General features: G+C 42.0%; 24 protein-coding genes and 1 pseudogene. 10 read left to right on the top strand and 15 right to left on the bottom strand.

Translation table 11 applies throughout. The features are described from left to right. Positions 1-2 precede the first annotated feature (2 nt). The 8 genes from LI091_RS00770 to LI091_RS00805 all read left to right on the top strand — a co-directional run bounded on the left by LI091_RS00770 (position 3) and on the right by LI091_RS00805 (position 7,439). Positions 3-755 (top strand): YlmH family RNA-binding protein, encoded by a 753-nt coding sequence (locus LI091_RS00770; protein ID WP_021652062.1) that lies wholly within the window; start codon positions 3-5, stop codon positions 753-755. Between the two features lie 20 nt (positions 756-775). Next, positions 776-1,867: a 3-dehydroquinate synthase gene (gene aroB / locus LI091_RS00775; RefSeq protein ID WP_092069990.1), complete on the top strand. Its 1,092-nt coding sequence runs from the start codon at positions 776-778 to the stop codon at positions 1,865-1,867. Between the two features lie 62 nt (positions 1,868-1,929). Further along, on the top strand, positions 1,930-2,400 hold the full coding sequence (gene lspA / locus LI091_RS00780) for a signal peptidase II (RefSeq protein WP_242872557.1): 471 nt from the start codon (positions 1,930-1,932) through the stop codon (positions 2,398-2,400). A gap of 51 nt (positions 2,401-2,451) precedes the next feature. Further along, entirely contained in the window at positions 2,452-3,366 is a 915-nt protein-coding gene (locus tag LI091_RS00785; RefSeq protein WP_178529003.1) for an RluA family pseudouridine synthase, read from the top strand. A 102-nt stretch (positions 3,367-3,468) separates the two neighbouring features. Further along, complete coding sequence (locus LI091_RS00790) at positions 3,469-4,110, top strand: cytidylate kinase-like family protein (RefSeq protein ID WP_022427272.1); 642 nt, start codon at positions 3,469-3,471, stop codon at positions 4,108-4,110. A gap of 170 nt (positions 4,111-4,280) precedes the next feature. Further along, on the top strand, positions 4,281-5,708 hold the full coding sequence (locus LI091_RS00795; protein WP_147603575.1) for an AI-2E family transporter: 1,428 nt from the start codon (positions 4,281-4,283) through the stop codon (positions 5,706-5,708). Continuing rightward, positions 5,705-6,154, top strand: coding sequence for a D-aminoacyl-tRNA deacylase (gene dtd / locus LI091_RS00800; protein WP_015525153.1), 450 nt, complete (start codon positions 5,705-5,707; stop codon positions 6,152-6,154). Before LI091_RS00795 ends, dtd begins: the two co-directional genes overlap by 4 nt. A 223-nt stretch (positions 6,155-6,377) precedes the next feature. Then, on the top strand, positions 6,378-7,439 hold the full coding sequence (locus tag LI091_RS00805) for a tyrosine-type recombinase/integrase (RefSeq protein ID WP_022427274.1): 1,062 nt from the start codon (positions 6,378-6,380) through the stop codon (positions 7,437-7,439). A 222-nt stretch (positions 7,440-7,661) separates the two neighbouring features. Here LI091_RS00805 and LI091_RS00810 read toward each other — a convergent pair whose 3' ends face one another. From LI091_RS00810 to LI091_RS18600, 9 genes and pseudogenes are all read right to left on the bottom strand, one after another. Beyond that, positions 7,662-7,919 carry a hypothetical protein gene (locus LI091_RS00810; RefSeq protein ID WP_265190673.1) on the bottom strand — a complete coding sequence of 86 codons (258 nt, stop codon included), beginning with the start codon at positions 7,917-7,919 and terminating at the stop codon, positions 7,662-7,664. 156 nt (positions 7,920-8,075) lie between these two features. Further along, a complete protein-coding gene (rhaD, locus tag LI091_RS00815; protein WP_173722139.1) occupies positions 8,076-8,906 on the bottom strand; it encodes a rhamnulose-1-phosphate aldolase in 831 nt (276 codons plus the stop codon). A gap of 390 nt (positions 8,907-9,296) precedes the next feature. Continuing rightward, complete coding sequence (gene cyaB, locus LI091_RS00820; RefSeq protein ID WP_114001613.1) at positions 9,297-9,869, bottom strand: class IV adenylate cyclase; 573 nt, start codon at positions 9,867-9,869, stop codon at positions 9,297-9,299. Between the two features lie 4 nt (positions 9,870-9,873). Next, on the bottom strand, positions 9,874-10,221 hold the full coding sequence (locus LI091_RS00825; protein WP_015525145.1) for a hypothetical protein: 348 nt from the start codon (positions 10,219-10,221) through the stop codon (positions 9,874-9,876). Positions 10,222-10,395: 174 nt separating this feature from the next. Beyond that, positions 10,396-11,268 (bottom strand): DegV family protein, encoded by an 873-nt coding sequence (locus tag LI091_RS00830; RefSeq protein WP_022427277.1) that lies wholly within the window; start codon positions 11,266-11,268, stop codon positions 10,396-10,398. Positions 11,269-11,291: 23 nt separating this feature from the next. Further along, positions 11,292-11,933, bottom strand: a complete 642-nt coding sequence (locus LI091_RS00835; protein ID WP_114001614.1) for a GNAT family N-acetyltransferase — start codon at positions 11,931-11,933, stop codon at positions 11,292-11,294. Positions 11,934-12,131: 198 nt separating this feature from the next. After that, positions 12,132-13,142: a HAMP domain-containing sensor histidine kinase gene (locus LI091_RS00840; RefSeq protein WP_059085857.1), complete on the bottom strand. Its 1,011-nt coding sequence runs from the start codon at positions 13,140-13,142 to the stop codon at positions 12,132-12,134. After that, positions 13,139-13,810 (bottom strand): response regulator transcription factor, encoded by a 672-nt coding sequence (locus LI091_RS00845; RefSeq protein WP_021652048.1) that lies wholly within the window; start codon positions 13,808-13,810, stop codon positions 13,139-13,141. The genes LI091_RS00840 and LI091_RS00845 overlap by 4 nt, the downstream gene beginning before the upstream one ends. Positions 13,811-13,820: 10 nt before the next feature. Next, positions 13,821-14,006 (bottom strand): annotated as a pseudogene (locus LI091_RS18600) (purine permease); the annotation flags it as partial. 311 nt (positions 14,007-14,317) lie between these two features. Between LI091_RS18600 and LI091_RS00855 the strand changes: the two are divergent. Further along, on the top strand, positions 14,318-15,700 hold the full coding sequence (locus tag LI091_RS00855; protein WP_022427281.1) for a citrate/2-methylcitrate synthase: 1,383 nt from the start codon (positions 14,318-14,320) through the stop codon (positions 15,698-15,700). 220 nt (positions 15,701-15,920) lie between these two features. Here LI091_RS00855 and LI091_RS00860 read toward each other — a convergent pair whose 3' ends face one another. From LI091_RS00860 to LI091_RS00885, 6 genes are all read right to left on the bottom strand, one after another. Continuing rightward, the gene (locus tag LI091_RS00860; RefSeq protein WP_118607987.1) at positions 15,921-17,675 is read right to left on the bottom strand and encodes an alpha-amylase family glycosyl hydrolase; all 1,755 of its coding nucleotides are present in this window, start codon (positions 17,673-17,675) and stop codon (positions 15,921-15,923) included. A gap of 174 nt (positions 17,676-17,849) precedes the next feature. Further along, on the bottom strand, positions 17,850-18,080 hold the full coding sequence (locus LI091_RS00865; RefSeq protein WP_015525138.1) for a hypothetical protein: 231 nt from the start codon (positions 18,078-18,080) through the stop codon (positions 17,850-17,852). A 75-nt stretch (positions 18,081-18,155) separates the two neighbouring features. After that, the gene (locus tag LI091_RS00870; protein ID WP_114001617.1) at positions 18,156-19,388 is read right to left on the bottom strand and encodes an MYG1 family protein; all 1,233 of its coding nucleotides are present in this window, start codon (positions 19,386-19,388) and stop codon (positions 18,156-18,158) included. 167 nt (positions 19,389-19,555) lie between these two features. After that, the gene (locus LI091_RS00875) at positions 19,556-19,975 is read right to left on the bottom strand and encodes a hypothetical protein (protein WP_021652042.1); all 420 of its coding nucleotides are present in this window, start codon (positions 19,973-19,975) and stop codon (positions 19,556-19,558) included. A 128-nt stretch (positions 19,976-20,103) separates the two neighbouring features. Then, positions 20,104-21,345, bottom strand: a complete 1,242-nt coding sequence (locus tag LI091_RS00880; RefSeq protein ID WP_092070014.1) for a DNA polymerase Y family protein — start codon at positions 21,343-21,345, stop codon at positions 20,104-20,106. A 42-nt stretch (positions 21,346-21,387) separates the two neighbouring features. Then, positions 21,388-21,936 carry a hypothetical protein gene (locus LI091_RS00885; protein WP_015525131.1) on the bottom strand — a complete coding sequence of 183 codons (549 nt, stop codon included), beginning with the start codon at positions 21,934-21,936 and terminating at the stop codon, positions 21,388-21,390. 195 nt (positions 21,937-22,131) lie between these two features. Between LI091_RS00885 and LI091_RS00890 the strand changes: the two genes are divergently transcribed. Further along, the gene (locus tag LI091_RS00890) at positions 22,132-22,641 is read left to right on the top strand and encodes a hypothetical protein (RefSeq protein ID WP_129974499.1); all 510 of its coding nucleotides are present in this window, start codon (positions 22,132-22,134) and stop codon (positions 22,639-22,641) included. Positions 22,642-22,692: the final 51 nt, after the last annotated feature.

Genomic DNA, 22,692 nt, shown 5'->3' on the forward strand with positions numbered 1-22,692 from the left:
TCATGGATAAAGAAGAACTTTTTGTTAAGAGAATCCGTGAACTGGCAAATCTGGCCTATCAGAGAGATATTACCACATTTACGGATTTTCTTAATTTAAATGAACGGAATATTTTAAACAGTCAGAATTTTCATAAGCTGGGTGTTACAGCGGAAGGTTTTGGCGGATATGAGAATGCAGAGCGTCAGATGGTAGCCTTTCACCCTGATGCTCTTGCTTTTACATGGGATTATCCCATTGATTGTATCCGGCTTGAGCCAAAAGCAGTGAAATTTTCAGAAGATCTGACACATCGGGATTATTTGGGAGCGATCCTGAATCTTGGGGTTGACAGGAGTGTTGTTGGGGATATTCTTATAGAAGATCATACTGCGAGTTTTTTTTGTCTGCGTCAGATGACAGATTTTTTTCTGGAGAATCTGTGTCGTGTAAGACATACCACAGTTGTGGCGTCGAAGATAGAAGATCCGGGTGATCTTCCGAGGCCGGAACTGAAACCAGTTAGTGGAACCTGTGCGTCCGTACGCCTGGATTCTCTGATCGCACTGGCTTTTGGGACTTCCAGAAGCAGTATTGTGCATTGTATTGAAGAAGGGCTTGTTTTTGTAAATGGAAAACTGATCACATCCAATGGTTATGAGCCCAAAGAGGGAGACATCATATCCGTTCGGAAAAAGGGACGTTTTATTTATGATGGAGTATCCCGTCAGACAAAAAAAGGACGTCTTGGGGTACGGATTCTGCTTTATATCTGAACAGCTAGGAGGAAAACGCAATGACAGCATCAAAATTACTTGTAAAACGAGAAGGTGATTTTCATTATCCCATCTGTTTTGAAGAAGATTTTTCTAATCTGGCACAGGTTATGAAGGAAGAAGGACTTGTTGACAGAAAAATCTGCATTGTAACAGATTCTAATGTGGGACCACTGTATGAAGAATCTGTAAAACAGGTTTTAAGTGAGGTAAGTTCCGATATTTCTGTGTTCACCTTTGAGGCAGGAGAAAAAAACAAAAACCTTAATACCGTTTCGGCATTGTATCAGGCCCTGATCCAAAATGGTCTTGACCGAAAAAGTCTGCTTGTTGCATTAGGCGGTGGTGTGGTAGGCGACCTTACCGGATTTGGCGCGGCAACTTATCTCAGGGGGATTGACTTCATTCAGGTACCGACAACACTGCTTGCACAGGTAGACAGCAGCGTTGGCGGAAAAACCGGCGTAGATTTTCAGCAGTACAAAAACATGGTAGGAGCTTTTCACCAGCCACGTCTTGTATATATGAATCTAAGCACTCTTTCTTCGCTTCCGGCAGAACAGTTTGCCTGCGGAATGGGTGAGATCTTAAAAACAGGATTGATCTGTGATGGAGATTTTTTCCGCTATGTATGCTGTGAGCAGAAAGGGATCAAAAAGCTGGATATGGAACAGATTGCCAGAATGGTACGCAGATGCTGTGAGATCAAAGCAGGCGTTGTGGAACGTGATCCTAAGGAACAGGGAGAGCGTGCGCTTCTTAACCTGGGACATACTGTGGGGCATGCAGTAGAAAAACTTAAGAATTTCACCCTGCTCCACGGACAGTGTGTGGGAGTCGGACTGGTGGCAGCGGCATATCTTTCCATGAAACGAGGACTTCTGACCAAAGAAGAATATCAGGAAATCTGCCAGGGATGTTCGGATTACGATCTTCCGGTGCATGTAGATGGTCTTATCCCGGAAGAAGTTCTTTCCGCAACAAAGAAAGACAAAAAAATGGAACAGGGACATATCAGGTTTATCCTGATGGATGGTATCGGAAAAAGCTTTATCGACAAAACAGTTACCGATGAAGAAATGCTTTCCTGTATTCAGGAGATAACTCTATGATCAGTCGTGTTAACCATCATCAGAAAATGTCTTTTAGTAAGTGTATGTCGGGGGACATTTTTTTGCTGATCTTACTCGTGGCTGCGGATCAGGGAGCAAAATGGCTGTCATATCTGTATCTGAAAGGACAACCATCGGTTTCGCTGATTCCTGGCGTACTTGAACTTCATTATCTCTATCCGGAAAACAGGGGAATTGCGTTTGGAATGTTTCAGGGAAGTGTACTCTTTTTTGCCATTGTGAGTGTACTGTTTCTGGGAGTGATCCTCTATGCATGGATCCGTATTCCGAAAGAGCGGTTTTATCTGCCGTTGCTCACCATTGCTACAGTACTTGCAGCTGGTGCACTGGGAAATTTTATTGATCGTTTTTTCAGAGGATATGTGATCGATTTTATCTATTTCTCCCTGATCGATTTTCCGGTATTTAATCTTGCGGATGTTTATGTGGTTGTAAGTGGAATTTTTCTGATCCTGTTTGTATGCACGAAATACAGAGATGATGATTTTGCGTTTCTGAATATCAAACAGTGATCCGGGCAGAGAGATATATCATGCATTTGTCTGTTTTTGTAGGAGATATAAATGGAAATATATGATTATATAGTAGAAAAAGAAGAATCAGGTATACGAATCGACCGCTATCTTGCTGAGAAAGACAGCGGTCTTTCCAGGTCTTTCCTTCAGAAACTTCTGAAAGAAGGACAGATTACCGTGGGAGAGAAGGCTGCCAAATCTAATTATAAGGTTCGTGAAAATGACAGGATCCATCTGGAGATCCCGGATTCCAGTGAGCCGGATATCGTTCCGGAGGATATTCCGTTGGATATTCTTTACGAGGATGAAGATGTACTGATCGTTAATAAGCCCAAAGGGATGGTTGTACATCCTGCAGCTGGGCATTATCAGGGAACACTGGTCAATGCAGTTATGGCACATTGTGGTGACAGCCTTTCCGGTATTAACGGAGTGATGCGGCCTGGAATTGTCCACAGAATTGATAAGGATACCACCGGGGCACTATTGGTATGCAAAAATGATATTGCTCACCGGGATCTGGCAGAACAGCTGAAATGTCACAGTATCCGCAGACGCTACCGGGCAGTTGTGCAGGGAAATCTGAAAGAGGATGAGGGAACCATAGAGGGACCTATTGGACGGCATCCGACAGATCGTAAAAAAATGGCCATCAATCATAAAAATGGTAAAGATGCAATAACACATTACAAAGTGCTGGAACGTTTTGGCGAGGCCACGTATGTGGAATGTCGTCTTGAAACAGGACGTACCCACCAGATCCGTGTGCACATGGCCAGTATCGGACATCCGCTTCTTGGGGACACGGTGTATGGTTCATCCAGAAATCCCTATCATCTGGAGGGACAGGCACTTCATGCAATGATCCTTGGATTTGTTCATCCACGTACCGGGGAATATATGGAATTTACAGCCCCACTTCCGGAATATTTTGTTAAATTGCTGACAAAATTTCGAAAATAACTGGAAAACTTGTGAAATATAGTGTATAATAACTATATTAAAGAGGAAGCGGAGTTAATATTTGCAAATTCGCTGAATCTGAGCAGAAAGGATGTGGCTGTTATGAGTAACAATACAACAAGTTCTATTATTACTATCGGTCGTAAATATGGCAGCGCCGGAAGACAGATCGGCCAGGAAGTTGCTAAATATTTTGGAATCAAATGCTATGATAAAGAGCTGCTGGAGCACGCAGCCAATGACAGTGGGATCTGCAAGGAGCTGTTTGAGCATCATGATGAGAAGCCAACAAACAGTTTTCTTTATTCTCTTGTAATGGATACTTATTCATTTGGGTATTCCTCAGCCGGATTTACAGACATGCCTATGAACCATAAGATTTTTCTTGCACAGTTTGAGGCAATCAAGAAGCTGGCTTCAGAAGGTCCCTGTGTAATGGTCGGCAGATGTGCGGATTATGCACTTGCAGATAATCCGGATTGTTTCAGTGTATTTGTTCATGCAAACCTTGACTGGCGTATCAACCGTATTGCTCAGAAATACAATAAAAATGCCAAAGAGGCTAAGGACATGATCAACAAAACAGACAAAAGCCGTTCCAGCTACTATAATTATTATACCAACAAGAAATGGGGATCTGCGGACAGCTATAATCTTTGTCTGGATAGCAGCAAGCTTGGCATTGATGGAACTGCGAAGGCAATCATCGAAGCCATTCACATTTATGACAGCCTGAAAAAATAAACATCAGATTTTTAGGCACCCTGCCATTTTATGGCGGGGTGTTTTCTGTATCAGCGCGATACCCTGAAGTCGGAATTTATCTTTGCAGGTTATTGGAAAATAATGTTTATGTTTTTTTTAGACACAAACCAGAGATGCTATGTTATAATCACCTGGTGGAGGAAATTACTATGAAAATTCGTTGGAACCATCGTTATGTGCAGTTAGGTGTGACTGCATTTCTGGTTATTGCTGCCAGTATTTTATTTTATTACGGGATTTTCCATATGAAATCTCTGATCACCGGAATTAAAACATTTTTCGGTATTATGGCGCCGATCATTTACGGAGCTGCCATAGCATATCTGCTAACCCCCATTGTTAATTTTTTGGAGCGGAAGATCATTTTTCCGATTTTTGAAAAAAGGAATAAAACACTTCAGAAAAAGGGGAGGAAAGTAGTACGCTGGATCTGTGTGATCCTTTCTGTATTTCTTATGTTTCTGGTCATTTATGCCCTTGTCATGATGATCCTTCCTCAATTGATTCGAAGCATCATGAATATTATTTACAGTTTTCCTCATTACGTAAGTGTAGTGGAAAACTGGTTAAACTCCGTCGTGGAAAAGGGATGGAAATTGAATCCGGATATGATCAGCCAGATCAATCAGTATTCCAGTAGATTACAGGAGTATCTGACAAATACGATCCTTCCCCAGATGCAGTTTATGATGAAAAATATATCCGCAAGCTTTCTGGATCTTCTTGTTTTTCTGAAGAATTTCCTTATTGGAGCGATCGTATCTCTTTATATACTGGCGGATAAAGAGGGATTTGTTGCCAAGGCAAAAATGGCTGTTTATGCAGTTCTTCCAACCAAATGGGCAACCTTTCTTGTTCATTCCATGCGTTTTACGCATAAAACCTTTGGTGGATTTATCAGCGGAAAGATCCTGGATTCCGCAATTATCGGTGTATTGTGTTATGTTGGAACATCGATCATCGGAACCCCATATGCGATTCTGGTCAGTGTGATCGTCGGTGTTACAAATGTTATTCCGTTTTTCGGGCCATATCTGGGAGCAGTTCCATGTATTCTTCTTATTTTGCTGGTAGATCCCATTCAGAGTTTGTATTTCCTGCTCTTTATTCTGATCCTTCAGCAGTTTGACGGAAATATCCTTGGACCAAAGATCCTGGGTGAGTCGACCGGACTGTCCAGCTTTATGGTTATTGTTGCAATCATGGTCGGTGGTGGTTTATTTGGAGTTCCGGGAATGATCGTTGGAGTTCCGGTATTTGCTGTGCTGAATGCTGCCGTATGGAAGCTGATCGGACGTAGTCTTGATGAAAAAGATATGTCTGCAGATGCTGAGTTTTATAGAGATATTGATTGTGTAGACCCCGTTTCCGGAAAGGTCCTGCCAATGCCGGTGAAAAAATCCGTATCAAAAGCACAGGAAGTTACAGTAAAAGCGGAAAAAAACAGAATCTGGTCCGGGGCTTGGGATGAAATTAAACGAATGTTTACATTTTTAGTTAAATTTATTCAGGCGAAATATATAGGCTTTCGATTGAAGCAGAAAAACAGACGGAGACGGAGGAAGAACAGGTTATGAAATTTGTAATTCAGCGTGTAAATCATGCAGAAGTCAAAGTAGACGGAGAAATTGTCGGAAAAATCGGAAAAGGGTTTCTTGTTCTGATCGGCGTTGGCCGTGAGGACACCAAAGAGGATGCAGACTGGTATTTGAAAAAGCTTCTGGGACTTCGTATTTTTGAGGATGAAAATGGAAAGACCAATTTGTCCCTGGCGGATGTAAACGGGGAATTGCTTTTGGTTTCACAGTTTACCTTATATGCAAACTGCCGTAAGGGAAACCGTCCAAGCTTTATAGAAGCCGGTGCACCGGATGAAGCAAATAAATTATATGAATATATTATTTCAGAAGCCAGTAAACAGGTTCCGGTTGTGGAACACGGAATTTTTGGTGCAGATATGAAAGTATCTTTGGAAAATGACGGGCCGTTTACCGTTATTTTTGATGAAAACCTCAGAGGGTAACGACAAATAATAATAAAAAGTGCTTCCATAAGGAGGCACTTTATTTACTTGAAAATTTATCAAAAACAGGCAATTTTGTAGGAAGTAGCTGTTTATACTACCCATCTATTTGAAAAACTCGGGTTTGTCGTATAGATATAGATGAGTGTAAAACCACTTCTTTTAACAGGTGTTTCAGGTATTTCCTGCAAATTATGTAAAATTTATATATTAAGGAGTTTTTATGGATAACAAAATTACTTACCACGAACAAAATGACATTGACAATACTTTAAAACTCCGTGAGGTTTTAAAAACGCTTCCGCCATTTTGCAGGGATTATTTCCGGGCTATTGATGCAACGACTACAACCAAGACCAGAATTTCCTATGCATATGACATTCGTATATTTTTCCAGTTTTTACTGGAGCAAAATCCAATGTTCAAAGACAAAACCATGTCGGATTTCACAGTTGATGTTCTGGATCAGGTCAAGGCTGTTGATCTTGAGGAATATGAAGAATTTCTCAAAGTTTATAAATCTGCCGACTCTTCCAAAACGGAAACAAATGGTGAACGTGGCGTCAAACGTAAAATTTCTGCTTTAAGAAGTTTTTATGCTTACTATTATAAACATGAAATGATCACCACCAACCCGTCTGTTCTGATCGATGTGCCCAAGATCCATGATAAGAATATTATCCGTCTGGATACAGATGAGGTTGCCATGCTGCTGGATTATATTGAACATTGCGGAGATACGCTGACCGGGCAGAAACGGATGTACCATGAAAAAACGAAGGACAGAGATCTTGCTATTGTTACTCTCCTTCTTGGTACCGGGATCCGAGTATCGGAATGTGTCGGACTGGATGTTGAGGATGTAGACTTCAAAAACAATGGAATCAAAGTTACCCGGAAAGGCGGAAATGAAATGGTTGTATACTTTGGTCCTGAAGTAGAAAAAGCGTTGAAGAAATATCTGGAAGTCAGGGAGAATATTACGCCTCTGGCAGGCCATGAGCACGCTCTCTTCTATTCTACCCAACGCCGCCGGATCGGTGTTCAGGCTATCGAGAATCTGGTTAAAAAATATGCCAGGGAGATCACAACTACAAAAAAGATCACTCCGCATAAGCTTCGCAGCACCTATGGTACTGCCCTGTACCAGGAAACCGGTGATATTTATCTTGTAGCAGATGTTTTGGGACATAAGGATGTCAATACTACCAAGAAGCATTATGCGGCTCTGGATGATGCCAGACGGCGTCAGGCGGCCAAGGCAGTACGCCTTCGCGAGGACTGATGAATAATTGGACTACGGAGCAACTGATTCGTTTGGCATACATTGCATATAAATATAGAGGTAGTTAGTTCACATAATATAAATTATGTAAATTAACTGCCTCTACATATTTAATCAGATCAAGAAAATCTCAAATTCCCTGTAGGGTTCAAAAAAACTTTAAGCAGTGGTTGTGGACATCTGTATTATATCCATGACCCAAAATCAAAATCCGTACTTAACTTATTTATCAAAATCTGCCTCAAAAACACCTTCCGGAGTACGCATGGTAAGAACACCCAGATTAAATTCACTGTCCATAATTGAGATATGATATTCAAAGATCACATCATCATCAAATTTGGAAAGCAGCACATAGCATCCATTCTCTTTCCCATCGATCTGATCGCAGATGTCGTCGTAAACTTCCTCTCCGGAAATCTTTCGCGGGTATCCGCTTGCCTTGATCTTCTCTTCGATCGCTTTATATAATTCTTCCATACCTTATCCATATCCTTTCTGATATTAATTTGCTGATAAACCAGATATGTTTTTATCATACCAGATTTATCGGCAAAAATCAGCAAATATTTGGTTGTTTCTGATAAAGTTTCAGATAGAGATACCGATTATAGGATTTGCTGCATATGAAGGATTTTATTTCTTTTCGTAAAGGAATTCTTCCGGCAGAGTTACTTTGAAATCCTTTGCAAGGGCGCGGAAGTTATTCGGTGTGATAGTCTGCAGCTTCTGTGGAGCCATGGATAAGATCTTAACCAGGATCTCTGCGGATTTTTCAACGGTATGAAGAAGTCCGAAGGTCAGGTCGAAATCCTCGCCTGAGCAGAACATACCATGATGCGCCCAGATAACCACATCATATTTTTTCATCAGTTCAGCAGTTTTGACAGCGATATCTCTTCCGCCTGGAACCATCCATCCGATAACTCCCACACCATCCGGAAATACTACCGGACACTCTGTTGCAGATTCCCAGAGTTCACGGGTGAATACTTTGTCATCCAGAGGAAGAACAAAGGTAAGTGCAATGGTATTGGTGGTATGTGCATGATAAATAACACGATGTCTTCCGTTGGTAAGCTTTTTCTTTACTTCATGGTTCATAAGATGTGTCGGGAGCTCGCTGGTCGGTCTTCCTCCCTCTACAAGACCCCAGCGGATACGGTAATTGGTTCCTGTCTCGTCAAGCTCAATGATCGCAAGACATACTTCCGGGTCAACGATGATATTACGAAAGTATTTTCCACTTCCTGTTACCAGGAAAAACTCTCCTGCCAGTCCCGGAACCTCAACACCGATAGGGGTCCATTCTCCAGGTGCGTTCAGTCGTGGACGGATCATCTCTACTTCTTCTGCTTTCAGACGATAGCTTAAGTTTCCACCGTTTCTCTCGTGCCATCCCTGCTGATATCCATCGTCTGCCATTTTGATAAAACCCTGTACGAATTTAGATTCAAGAATTTTCATAATATATTTCCTCCGTGTTTAAATGTGGTTTATTGTTGGGTTTGCGATTGCTTCAATATGCTTTCTTGTTGTTTGTGACTTTATTATATGCCCGATTATGTGGATTTGTAAAGAGCTTTTTTGAAAAAATATCAATAAATCCACATGTAAAATGCAAAAAATCTTGTAAACATTCAATAAACCACATAAAAATAAACATAAAGCAACAAAAAACACGAGTGGTCAATAGTAATGACATGTACATTGAATGTGGTTTGATGTTGCTTTGTGATGTGGGATTTATAGTATGGTAGATAAACTTGGAACGCCGAAGAATTGTAAGAAAAGAAAAAACAGGAACATTTCCGTATTCTGTACCTTTGATACTCACACGAAAATATTCCTGCTGGTTTAAAGAAGATTTTTATTTAATTTTTGCTGAAGCATACTGAGATAAGAAGTCTGTACAGTGTCCGACATGTGATATCCCAATATGGCAAGCAGATCTTCCATTTTGGATAAAATTTCTTTCCGCTCACTTTCCTGCTCTGCGATCACCTCAAGCTCCAAAAAGTCTCCAAGTCCCTCTACCTGATCCAGACAGGCGGTAAATCTGCCACATTTCATATACTTTCGCGTTTTCATGACAGACGCTACCGGAGAAAAATCCAAATGGATGAGAATATTTTTAAGCACTTCTGCATCGGATACTTCTGTTTCCAGTTCCATTCGGGACATGGAGATTTTATCCAGTTTGGGTCCCTTAAAATTAATCTGAGTCTTAGAAATACCGGATCTGCAGTCTGTGCTTGTTCGGATACGCAGTGCTTCATCACGTTTTTTTACATCATGATAGACACTGTTAAAATAGGTATCTTTTTCCTGGATCTGTGCTGTCTCCTGAAATCCCTGATCTGTCAGAAATTTCAGGGTTTCCTTAAGATTCTTTAATGGAAGCTTGATCTCAATTTCAAACTGGGCCATGTGATTACTTCAGAATTTCTGCTTTTTTGTTCAGAAGTGCTTCGCAGGCTGCACATGCTGGGCAGTCACAGTATTTTGCACCGGAAGCTTTGATCTCCTCAGCATGAGCCAGGATCTTTTTTGCGTCATCTGCGCCAAATACCTGTGCGCCCATGTCAGAACCTGCAAAAGAGATCAGTCCGTCGATGGGCATGATATCTGCTTCCAGCTCTTTTACGTAAGCAGTTGCCGCATCTGCTTCTTTCTCAGTTCCTGCCGCATCCAGATAATTCTGTGCCGCTTCTTTTACTTCTTTGCATGCAGATGGTGCCTGAAGAAGATCCTGTGTTAATTCTTTAATTGTTTTTGCCATGATAATTTCTCCCTTCTGATCATAGCACTCCCAGAAATTACTGCATCAAGTTCAGCTGTGCAGAACATGAATGGTTGGAAGTGCTATAATAACAGATAAAATCTGCCTGTTATGTATTGATAACAATATCATACCACAACCCTGGATTATTTGCAGAAAATATTGAGACGTTTTTTATAAAGGCATGCAGGAACAACCGATTCCCAGTCCGTCCGGGCCAATATGGCAGGAAAGTCCAAGGGAAAGATCATCACACATCACATCCATTCCCGGAAAGCTTTCCCGGATCTGTGAGATCCAGTCTGCGGTAACTTCCGCAGTGCTGCTGGAGGCAGCCATAAGATATACTTTTCCGGCATCATATTCTTTTTTGAAAGTTGTTTCCAATTCTCTGTGCATAGCATCGATCATGGCTTTTCTTGATTTTTTCATGCCTCTGCATTTCTGGAAAACATCCAGTTTACCGGTTCCAAATTTCATAACCGGTTTGATATTGAGAAGATTTGCGGCCAGTGCTGTGGTGGTATTGATACGGCCTCCCTTTTTCAGATATTCCAGTGTACTTAATCCGACATAGATCACGGTTTTTTCACGGGAAGCTTCCAGAATATCCTTGATCTGCGGTGCTGTATATCCATCTTCCACCAGGTCTATCGCATCCAGAATGGAACGGTGAAGGGGTGTGGAAACACGCCCGTTATCTACCACATACACTTTGTTTTCGTATTTTGGTTCCTGAGACAAGGCGGCAGCAGTCATGCAGGAACCGCTTAAACTACTGCTCAACGGAATGTAGAGGATCTGATCATAAGATAAAAGCATTTCGTCCCACATTTCCATAACTTCCTGTGGGGAAGGCTGTGAAGTTGAAACATCTGCTCCTTCACGCAGCTTCTCATAAAATCCTGTTCTGGAAAAATCCAGGTCTTCATGAAACAGTTCTCCATTCAGATAAAAAGGCATGGGAAGGACATGAATATCCAGTTCCTCTGCTTCTTGTTTTAAAATGCCACTGTGGCTGTCAGCCATGATTCCAATTTTTTTCATTTTCCATTTATCTCCTGCGTAATTTATGAATGTGTTTCGCAACGCGGTTCTTTTTTATAAAGAGCTACACTTTCACGGAAGCGTTTTTTGTTCAGCTCCCGCATCTGGGAAACCTCGTTTTTCTTTACGAAACCATGACTTTCCATAAAGGTTCTTTGATCCAGCTGGTCCATATATATGGAATAATCCGTATCCTTCTCTATTGAAATCTGTTTGAGAAGCCCGGTACCGATTCCGTTTCTACGGTAATCTTTGCTTACATAAAGAAAGAGGATATTTCCGGGAGTCGGTTTCTCCGGGGAAACAGTCAATTGTTTTTTCATATCCTGAAGTTTGTTAAAATGCTCCAGATTCTTCCGGCCTTCCTTAGTAAACTTCAGGCGCAGGAAATGATAGCCTTTTTTCAAACGGAAAACCGGGGCAAAATGGCCATGAGATTCTTTACCGGTAATGAGCACCCCAACTACCTGATCACGGTAGGTTGCCACGGTAACGCTATCTCTGTATATCATATAGGTGTAAAAGAAAAGTCTGGTCAGATGTTTTTCGGTATGTGTTTCCTCAAACTCCCAGCGGTCTTTATAATTTCTTCGGATAAATTCCCGGATTATTGAAAAATCTTCCTTTTCTGCTTTCCGGTAGGCAGGTGCTTTTTTTAATAACATAGTCCATATCTCCTGTATTTTTTCATAAATAACTATCCTATACTTTAAAAGATGATCTGCAACTTAACATCAACTGTTTCTCAACAATTGTTGAAGTTTATGAAAAAGTTTATATAAATAAAAAACAACGGAAGAACCTCATGAAAAATAAGGTGTCCGCTGTTTTTTGGTTTTATGGATATGTGTAAAATATTTGTTTTACAGTATAACAGTAAAACGACAGCCGCTTCCGGGAATATTTTCCACGGAAACGGTTCCCTTACACAGGTTCAGGATCTGTTTTACAAGGGCAAGTCCAAGACCGTTTCCCTCCTGTTTATGGGAACTGTCGCCCTGGTAAAATTTGTCAAAGATATGTTTCATGGAGTATTCACTGATCTGGGGGCCTTCGTTTTCTATGGAAAAACGAATCTTTTCTCCTTCCGGCATCATCCGGATATAGATCGTACCACCACAGGGACTGAATTTGATAGCATTGGAAAGCAGATTGTCCCATACATGACAGATGAGATTTTCGTTTCCAAGATACTCCACATCCATCATGTCCACATCAAATTCAATTTCTTTTTCTGACCATTTCGGTTCCATCATAACAATGGATTGTCGGATCTGCTCATCCAGACGGTACCAGTTCTGACGGGTCTGGATCGACTGGTGTTCGATCTTGGACAGCAACAGGATATTTCCTGCCAGGTGGGAAAGCCTTCTGGTGTTAAAAAGGATTTTGCTGATGTACTGCTCCTGCTCTTCTGATATAGGCATGTCATCATCCTGCAGCAGAGTTGCATAACCCTCAATAGCACTGATGGGAGTTTTGAATTCGTGGGAAACATTGGAAACAAAGTCTGTCTGCAGAATCTCCGTTGCTTCCAGTTCCTGGACCATCAGGTTGAAATTAGAATAAATATCCCGGATTTCCTTCATTTGCTTTTCCGTTTCCAGTCGGACGGAAAAATCGCCTTCAGCAACCTGTTGCATGGCTTTTTTCAGCTTTAGTACAGGACCGAAATACCGGATACTGAGAAAGTTGTTAAGGACACCCCCTGCGGTCACGCTGGCCAGGATGATCCATACGATGTTCGGAACAGCTGAAATATGCAGTACATCCATAACAAGCCAGGATATCAGAGATACACAGACAAGCTCCAACATGATCATAAAGATAAAACGTAAACGAATGCTTAAATTTATGAAGAGTTTCTTTTTCATGCCTTTACCACCTTATATCCAACTCCACGGATCGTCACGATCTTAAAATCCGGATTATCGCGAAAGCGTTCCCGAAGCCTTCCAATGTGGACATCTACTGTGTGGGCATCGCTTGCGGAATCATATCCCCAGATATCATCCATAAGCTGTTGCCGGGTAAAGATTTTTCCCGGAAAAGAAACCATCTTATATAAGAGCATGAATTCTTTCTGAGGAAGTACCATACTTTCCGAGGAGGTGGAGACCGTCAGGGAATCGCACTCCAAAATGGTATCTCCGATTCGCTGTTTCCGCTCATTGATCATCTGTGCTCTGCGGAGAAGTGCACCTACCCGCAAAACCAGTTCATTGATATTGACCGGTTTCACCATATAATCATCGGTACCGGACAGAAATCCCATACGCATATCATCAAAAGCATCTTTGGCAGTGACCATAAGTACAGGAATGGAATCTCCGGCATCTCTGAGTGAGCGGACCAGTTCATAGCCATCCATGTTGGGCATCATTATGTCCGAAATGATCAGATCGTAATAATCTTTTTCCAGGACATCCAGCGCTTCCTGCCCGTCAGAGACCCCTTTTACTGTATAACCGTTTTTTAAGAGGACATGCCGGAAAAGCTGGCGGAGTTCCAGGTCATCTTCCGCAATGAGAATTTTAAACATTTTTACATCCCTATTCCTTGATCTTTTCAATGTCCATGTTTTCAGGCAGGATACAGCTTAAAACAATGGATATGATAAATACAACAGCAACTACATTTTACGCAAAAACGGACTGTATGATCGACGGGAAAATATCCCAGATCCCGCTCTCACTTGCTGTGGTGAATCCGATTCCGACAGCAAGAGAAAGAGATAGGCGGCAGCAGTCCGATGTGAAACAAACTACTATTATAAGAAAAATTACGGAATAATCATAACATAGATTCGTTGTGGAAACCAGACGGATTTTGATGAATAAATGTAATAATAGATGAATTAGGTCATATTATGAATATTTATACACGAAAAAAAGAAATACCCTCTTGCATTTTCGAAACTTTTACTGTAGAATTATTAACCAGGTAAACACAAATGTATGCCATACCCGAACACTGATTACAAAGATGTAACCAATCTTAACTGTATCAGTGTTTTTTAATATACAATGGGGAAACGAGGAAAAAGATTATGGAAAAAAAGCATGAAATGATGAGTCTGGAGGACTCCGAACAGCTGAAAGGCAGAATGAAATTCTTTGAAAAGGAACTGGTAGAGAATCATCACATCGATCCCAACCTTTATGTGGAATACGATGTAAAAAGAGGACTTCGTGATTCCGCAGGTAAAGGTGTTCTCACAGGTCTTACTGAGATTTCCGATGTTACCGGCTATAAGCTGGTCAATGGCAGACGTATTCCTGCAGACGGTGCATTGTATTACCGGGGAATCGATGTGCAGGATATCGTAAACGGACTGAAGGACAGACGTTTTGGTTTTGAGGAGACGATCTATCTTCTGATTTTCGGTAAGCTTCCCAGCAAGGAAGAGCTTTCCAGATTTCTTGAGCTTCTTTCTGACATGGAGGATCTGGGAGGACGTTTTGTCCGTGACGTTGTCATGAAGGGAACCAATGCCAATATTATGAATGCTATGGAGCGCTGCGTACTTGCTCTCTATACATATGATGATAACCCGGAAGATATTTCTGTGGAGAATGTACTCCGCCAGTCTCTGGAACTGATCGCTAAGCTTCCTGAAATCGCGGTTTACTCCTATCACGCATACCGTCATTTCCGTAAAGACGAGACACTTTTTATCCGCAATCCGCAGAAGGGGCTTTCACTTGCCGAGAATATCCTTCTGATGCTTCGTCCGGATGGCAATTATACAGAGCTTGAGGCCAAGGTCCTTGATATCGCACTTGTACTTCATGCAGAGCACGGCGGTGGTAATAACTCTACTTTTACCACACATGTAGTAACATCTTCCGGAACAGACAGCTACTCTTCTACCTCTGCATCCATCGGTTCACTGAAGGGACCGCGTCATGGTGGTGCCAACCTGAAGGTCCAGAACATGTTTACAGATCTGAAGGCCAATGTAAAGGACTGGGAAAGTGATGAGGAGATCACGGCATATCTGCAGAAAATACTGAATAAAGAAGCATTTGATCATGCAGGTCTGATCTATGGTATGGGACATGCAGTTTATACACTCTCCGATCCGCGAGAAGTGATCCTGAAACGTTTTGCACAGGCTCTTGCAGAGGAAAAAGGAATGATAGATGAATTTAAACTCTATGATAAGGTTGAGGGTATTGCCGGAAAACTGGTCATGGAACACAGAAAGCTGTTCAAAAATGTTTGCGCAAATGTTGACTTCTACAGTGGCTTCGTTTACTCAATGCTTGGTATTCCGGAAGAACTTTTTACTCCGATCTTTGCCATCGCACGTATGCCTGGCTGGAGTGCACATCGTCTGGAAGAGCTGATCAGTGCCAATAAGATCATCCGTCCTGCTTATAAGTATGTGGGGCATCATGCAGATTTTGTACCTTTTGATGAGAGATAATAAACAGAATGATAAAAGCAGTGGGGATTTCTGACCTATTTAAGTTGGAAATCTCTGCTGTTTTTTTGTTCTCCTAAATTACAGAAAAACAGAATCATAACTATACATAATATATATTATGTAAAATAAATATCTGTTTTCACAAAAAAACAAGGCTCACCGCATAAGATATGATCGGATTGCCTTGTTTTTTATGGAATCTTACTTTATTATTCCTTTCCTATCGGAAGCTCTTCAGCCAGTTTACAAGAGAATCATGCCAGATGTTGTCGTATACGGTCTTTTTCATCTGGTCATCTACGGGTCCGTTTCCTGCCATTTTTGCAAGGATAGCAGCCTGAAGTTCGCCTACTGTCATTTCTTCTGGTGTTTTGTGCGGATTTGGCGCAGTGACCGTTTCCGTTTCCTGTGTATTGGAGGATTCTGCTTCAGGAGTTGACGGAATATCCGCTGCGTTTGCTGTATTGTCAGAAGCTTTATCTGTATTTTCAGCGTTTGAAGCTTCTTTTTCCGGGGCAGCTTCTGTTACAGTGCTGTTTTCAGCCGCCTGCTCCTCTTCTGCCTCAGATGCAGCGTTTTCGTTCTCTTTTGCTACGGCAGTTTCCAGAACATTAGTCTGAACCGGCTTATATTCCGGCATATCTCCTGCAGGAAGCCAGATCTCACCGCTGTTTGCTGCAACACGGACACGGATCCGTCCGCCCTGTGCGGAAACCTTCTGACCTGTGAGGGCACCTACGTATTCCGGAGCACTTCCTGTTGGAAGGTTCATCTCTGAATCACTGTCATCATTATTCACAGTAACGATCACTCGTATGCCTTCCAGATCTCTTGCAAAGGCAAACTGACGGTTTGTAAGAGCCAGTTCTGCGTAGGAACCATAGCTTAATGCAGGAGTTCCCTGGCGGACCTTTCCGAGGGCTGCGATCAGTGCAGTACATGGGTTCTTTGTTGCAGCATCCGCATAATCGTTAAGATCAAGTGCCGGACGTAAGCTGGCATCGGAAAATTTTTCTTTTTTTCCGTCAATACCAAATTCTGAGCCGTAATAAATGCTTGGAACGCCAGGTAAAGTATAAAGAAGTACATGTACAGGAGCAAAATGTGCTTTGTTCTGCAATTTGGTATGAATTCGCTCTACGTCATGGTTGTCCACGAAATTGTAGAGGTCCAGATCTCCCATATTCTGAAGATATTTTACTGTATGAGCAATTTCAAAATAGTTGTGGTCATTATGTCCGCTGTAAAGTGCCTTGTGAAGGGCATAGTTGGTTACACTGTGAAGAGTCTGTCCGTTTACCCAGCGGCTGTAATCTCCGTGAATGACCTCTCCCATAAGCCAGAAGTCTTTCTTAACCTCATCTGCGGTATGACGTAGAATACGCATGAAATCAAAATCCAGAACATCAGCGGCATCCAGGCGGATTCCATCAATATCAAATTCGGAAACCCAGAAACGGATCACATCACAGATATAGTTCTGTACTTCCGGATTGCGCTGGTTCAGCTTTACAAGAAGATTGTATCCACCCCAGTTTTCATAGGAAAAACCGTCATTATATTCGGTATTTCCGCCGAAATTTACATTGCAGTACCAGTTAACGTAAGGGGAATGCTCACGGTTTTTCTGGATATCCTTAAAAGCGAAGAAATCACGGCCTGTATGGTTAAATACACCATCAAAGATCACGCGGATGCCTTTTTCATGGCAGGCTTTTACAAAATTGGTGAGATCTTTATTAGTTCCAAGACGGGAATCCAGTTTTTTGTAATCGGTTGTCTCATAGCCATGTCCGACACTTTCAAAAAGCGGCCCTATATATAAGGCAGTACATCCGATCTCTTTGATGTGGTCAATCCACGGCAGCAGTGTGTTCAGTCGATGTACAGGAGTTCCGTAATCATTTTCTTTTGGAGCGCCTGTAAGTCCAAGTGGATAAATATGGTAGAAGATTGCTTCGTTGTACCAGCTCATAATATTACACCTCTGTTCTAAAAATTTGCAATTTCCTGATAATTAGAGAAATTACACAAATATCTTCTCTATAATACCAGATTCCTATAATATAATCCAGAATAAATCAGCCAGTTTTTCAGCGAAAAATCCGGCATATTGCTAATTGCCGGATCTTACCTGATGGACATATGTTTATTCGTCAAATTCTGCAGTAACTATAAAGCCGCGTGGCGTATGCTCAATGCTTTTGATGATCCCCTCTTTGGATCTGATGCGGTCTGCGTTTCTGTAGCAGCCAGACATGGCTACTGCAGGCTCAATGATATAGCTGTAGTTTGTGGCAGAGAGAAATTCGGAGATCTTTACTTTATCTCCCACCTGTATCAGCCCCTGTCTTTCCATTTTAAATTTTTCTTCTCGCATAAACATGCCTTCTTTCTGTATAAATACGCAATGTGAATATATCTGTAAATACAATTAATTACATGTTTAAGATCTTTAAGAACCGGATGGGATCCGTACCAGAAGCTTCTGTCCGTCTTTTTCTACTGCTGTAAGAACGGGAATATGTTTTTTTCGCAGAGCATGAACGATGGGATACAGGGAAAACATGGCATTATCTGCAAAAACTGCTTCCGGTTTGTAGCGGAGGATTTCTTTAATCCTGTCTTTTATAAAGCTTTTCCATTCTGTCTTTTCCATGGAGAGTTCTCCGTAGATTCCGTTCAGAGTCAGCTCCGGTAATTGGGGAACCGGCAGATGTACGATCCTGGCAGAAGAAAGATCCGGAAGCTTTTGAAGCAGCATGTCTGTTTCTTTATTTCCGCCAAGGCTTACGATCACAGCTTCTTCATGGAAGGCGGCAAGACTGCTCCTGCAGGCAAGAACAGAATCCTCAAGGGTTCCGCAGGTCATGAGAAATCCTCCTTTATGACAAAAGGCTGCACTTTTAAGACCGGTTACCAAAGATAACTCTTCGCCTTCCAGGCCAAGCCAGGAAGAAGGAAAACTGCATTTGTAATTCATGGAATATTCTTTTTTCTGTGGCTGGATACAGTAACCGCCCCGGTTGGACGGAAAGATCACAAAAGCAATGTTGGTTTCCGAAAGGCGTTTTTGGCAGGGAATAAATTCCGGAAGTATAAGGATATTGGTATTTTCTGCCGGGGTATCGCCCGAAGCGAGGGAAGCAGCATGTTCTGTAAGAACTTCTTCCACCCGTCTGTCTGCACGTTCATTTCCAAGGTAACGCTCGAATTTATTTTCCAGGATCATGCCTGCCACACTGACTGCCTGGAAAAAGGCTTCGTCATTACTGCTTTTGGAATCCCATCCCGGATTAAAATTGCCGATCAGTGTGGCAAGTTCATTTTTTTCACCGGTATTATCATTGATATCCAGAGGCTGGACAAAGGATTCATCGAATTTTAGTGCCAGCTCCTCACCTAGGATTTCCGGTCCAAGCTTTTCCCAGAGAAGGCCGAAGGCCGCATATGGGACGCCATTATCGCGGATACGGCTGTCTTTCTGATGATGATCATACTGTCCTCTGCCAATATCAAAAACAAGACCTTCATAGTTTTCAGGAACCTGGTTTCCACGTGTGATGGTGATCTCGGGATTCAGATATAAAAGCAGAGCGGCAGAAAAAACATCGTCTGCGTGAAATTTCCCGCTGTGGGTGAATGCGGATGCATTTTTTTGTTTGATTTTTTCCAGTAAATGATTCATATGAAACGCTCCTGTGTGTTTATTCTGCTCTTCAGTATACCACAGAAATGAAGAATAAACAAAGTTTCCTACAGTTAAAAAGGGATCCGTCCTGAGGACAGATCCCTTTAAAAATTTACGTTCTTTTATGCTTTATGTACAAAATAGGACGTTCATATTCAATTTTATTATAATGCGCAGATAATTTTATCCTGATATGCTTCCGGAACTTCTTCTTTATCCAGAGACATACTGATAATAAAGGAAACTTTGAAGGTCTCACCGATGGCACTTAACTGATCCAGTGTTTCGGTTGCATCCTTTCCTTCAAGCTTGGCTGTTGTAAGGAAGCTGTCCAGATATACCTGCTCCAGATCATGATCCTGAGAGAGGATACCACAGATAAATCCTACAAACTCGTCCGCATTTTTAACCGGAAATCCGGAAACATCGATAAGGCGGACCTTGTTGTTCAGCTCATACATGTGCTTGGTGCTCTTGTCTAAGTAAACAATACTGCCGTTGGCGTCCTTAACAGCTCCGTTTACTTTGTCTAATAGTACTTTTGTTTTTCCTTTGCCTTTCTTTCCTACGATCAGTTCAACCATCCTGTTTTCCTCCTTAGACACATATAATAATTTTGAATAAAATTGCTATTGATATGCTTCAAATTATAGTGCATTGTGAATAAAATTGCAAGGGCTTTTTGAAAAAAACTGGTAATTTTAATCAAGCCTTACTGCTCTCTTTCATTTTCCATTTGTGCTTTTGCTTTCCTTCCGATCCGAGCAGTGCTGTTCATGATACTGGCCCGGGTAACCTTGTCGTTTCCGTACTTCAGACGGATGGAATCCAGTGCTGCATCCAGTTTCTGCTGGCGTTCCTTCTTGTGAGTATTCTCAAAAAAGGACAGCTGTTCAAAGGAATCATCCGTAAGACCGGTCAGTGATACTCCCAGGAGCCGGAGTGGCTGTCTCATCCAGGACTCCTGAAAGAGGTTTTGGGCATTTCTGTAAATCTCTTCTGTGATATCGGTGGCATTTGGCAGTTTAGTCTGATGAGATTTGTTTCGAAAATCCAGGGTACGGAAGGTTACAGAAATGCAGGTGCATTTTTTCTTTTTGCGGCGCATGCGGGCGGCCAGAATATCGCATTGTTCCAGCAGGATCGGAAGTGCCTGCTCCAGTGAGACCAGATCATCGTTAAATGTAGTTTCCAGACTGAATCCTTTTGCTTCATCAGGTTTTGCTTTCACAGGGGAGTCATCAAGGCCACGGGCATACTGATATAACTGCTGTCCTGCTTTTTCACCGAGAAGTGCCTGTATCTTTGCTTTTTTTTCATGAGCCAGATCGCCTATGGTTCTGATCCCTGCGTCCTGCAGTTTTTTTTCAGAGGATCTGCCAAGAAAAAGAAGCTCTCTCACTGGAAGAGGCCACATTTTTACAGGGATTTCTTCCGGAAATAAAGTATGCACCTTATCTGGCTTTTCGAAATCAGAGGCCATTTTTGCAAGAAGTTTATTGGTGGAGATGCCGATATTTACGGTAAAGCCGAGTTCTGTACGGATCTTATCCTTCAGCTCATGGGCAGTTGCCACTGGATCCGGGTAAATATAGGAGGTTCCGGTCATATCCAGAAAAACCTCATCAATGGAAAAGGATTCCATTACCGGTGCATAGGACCCACAGATTTTTTTGAAGGCTCTGGAACATTTATCGTATAATTCAAAGTCAGATGGAACGGCCACAAGATTCGGACATTTGCGAAAAGCCATAGCCATAGGCTCTCCTGTCTGGATTCCGTATTTTTTTGCAGGAATGGACTTGGCGACAACGATGCCGGTACGTTTACTGGGGTCTCCGCCAATACAGGAAGGGATGTCTCTCAGATCCGGAAGTCCCATCTTTACTCTTTTTGCTGCTTCCCAGGAAAGAAAAGCACTGTTTACATCAACATGAAAAATCAATCGTTCCATATAGGGTTCTTCTTTCAATTGTATAAAGTGTGTCTGTTATATCTATTTACAGATTTTTGCAGACAGCTGATCAAAAAGGTTCCGATATTCCTCTTCTACCTGTGAAAAAGGGTATTGCCGGTATTGGATCGGAACATGGACAACCGGTTTTGGAGTGTCCGGTGTTTCATTCAGAAGATATTTCAGGTCATACCAGAGCAGGTCATTGTCGATCTCCTTCAGCTTCTGCTCTTCTATGGCAGAAAGTCCGGATCCCAGATATTTCTGATAGATAATGTTTAAAAGAGCTTCCTCCTGTTTCCGATACTCAGGAAGACTTTTCTTAAATGGTCTTGGAACATCGGACATATAACATTCGCTGGCATCGTGAAGAAGGGACGCCAGTATAAGACGGCCGGAATAGCCACGTGCTTCGGCTTCTTTGGCACAGAGGATGCAGTGCTGCCCTACAGAGAAAAAAGTCCTTACATGACCATTTCCGCGGCATAGAAGAGAAAGTGCGTGTGCAATGTCCTCAATGCAGATCAGCTCTTCGTCCGGATGTGTCGGATCAAAATGTTTTCCAGTGTATGTGGTAATGCAGTCGCCCATAAAATGTTACGCCTTTCTTTAAGCTTATGAATAAATATGATTATTTATTATAAACACCCAGAGAAAGTGTGTCTATATGATCGCGAAATAAATTTCGGGAACTGTTACAGAAAAACAAAAGAAATACATGGCTGTTTTACAAATATGAGTGATTCTGTGCTATAATACAAAAAAACGACAGGGAGATCATCAGCGATGAAACATATGGAAGAAATGAAGATTGCCGGATTGGCCATGGCATTATGTATCGTGATGCTGGGAATCTATATCGTCGTCCCAAAGGATGGAACGGTTTCTCATCTTACTGCTATTCCGGATAATAATGCGGCGGAGCCTGTTACAGATTCTACATCAGAGGGAACTGCTGATGCGGATTTTCCAATCTATACAGAGGACAGCTACAGCAGTGAGCCCGAGAGTTCTGACGATACTGGGGACGGAGATTCCTATACGGAAGAGCCGACTTATGATCCAGGTGATAATTCTTACGACGGCAATACGGATAGTGAAGCCAATGGAGTAGATACCTCGGATACTTCAGGTGGAACCGGTGAAGACGCAGGCAATTATGAAGATCCGGACAGTGGCTCAGGTGAAGTGGTCGATGACAATGATTACAGTGGTACTTCGGATACGGATCTTGATAGCAGTGAGACCGAAGATACCGGCAGTGATGGCACCGATGATACAGTAGAAATTAACTGAATGTAAAAAAAAGAATAAAAAAGCAGATCTGCGAAATAAAATTTCAAACAG

This window comes from Blautia sp. MSK20_18, from assembly GCF_020553125.1.
Classification (GTDB): Bacteria; Bacillota; Clostridia; order Lachnospirales; family Lachnospiraceae; genus Blautia_A; species Blautia_A fusiformis.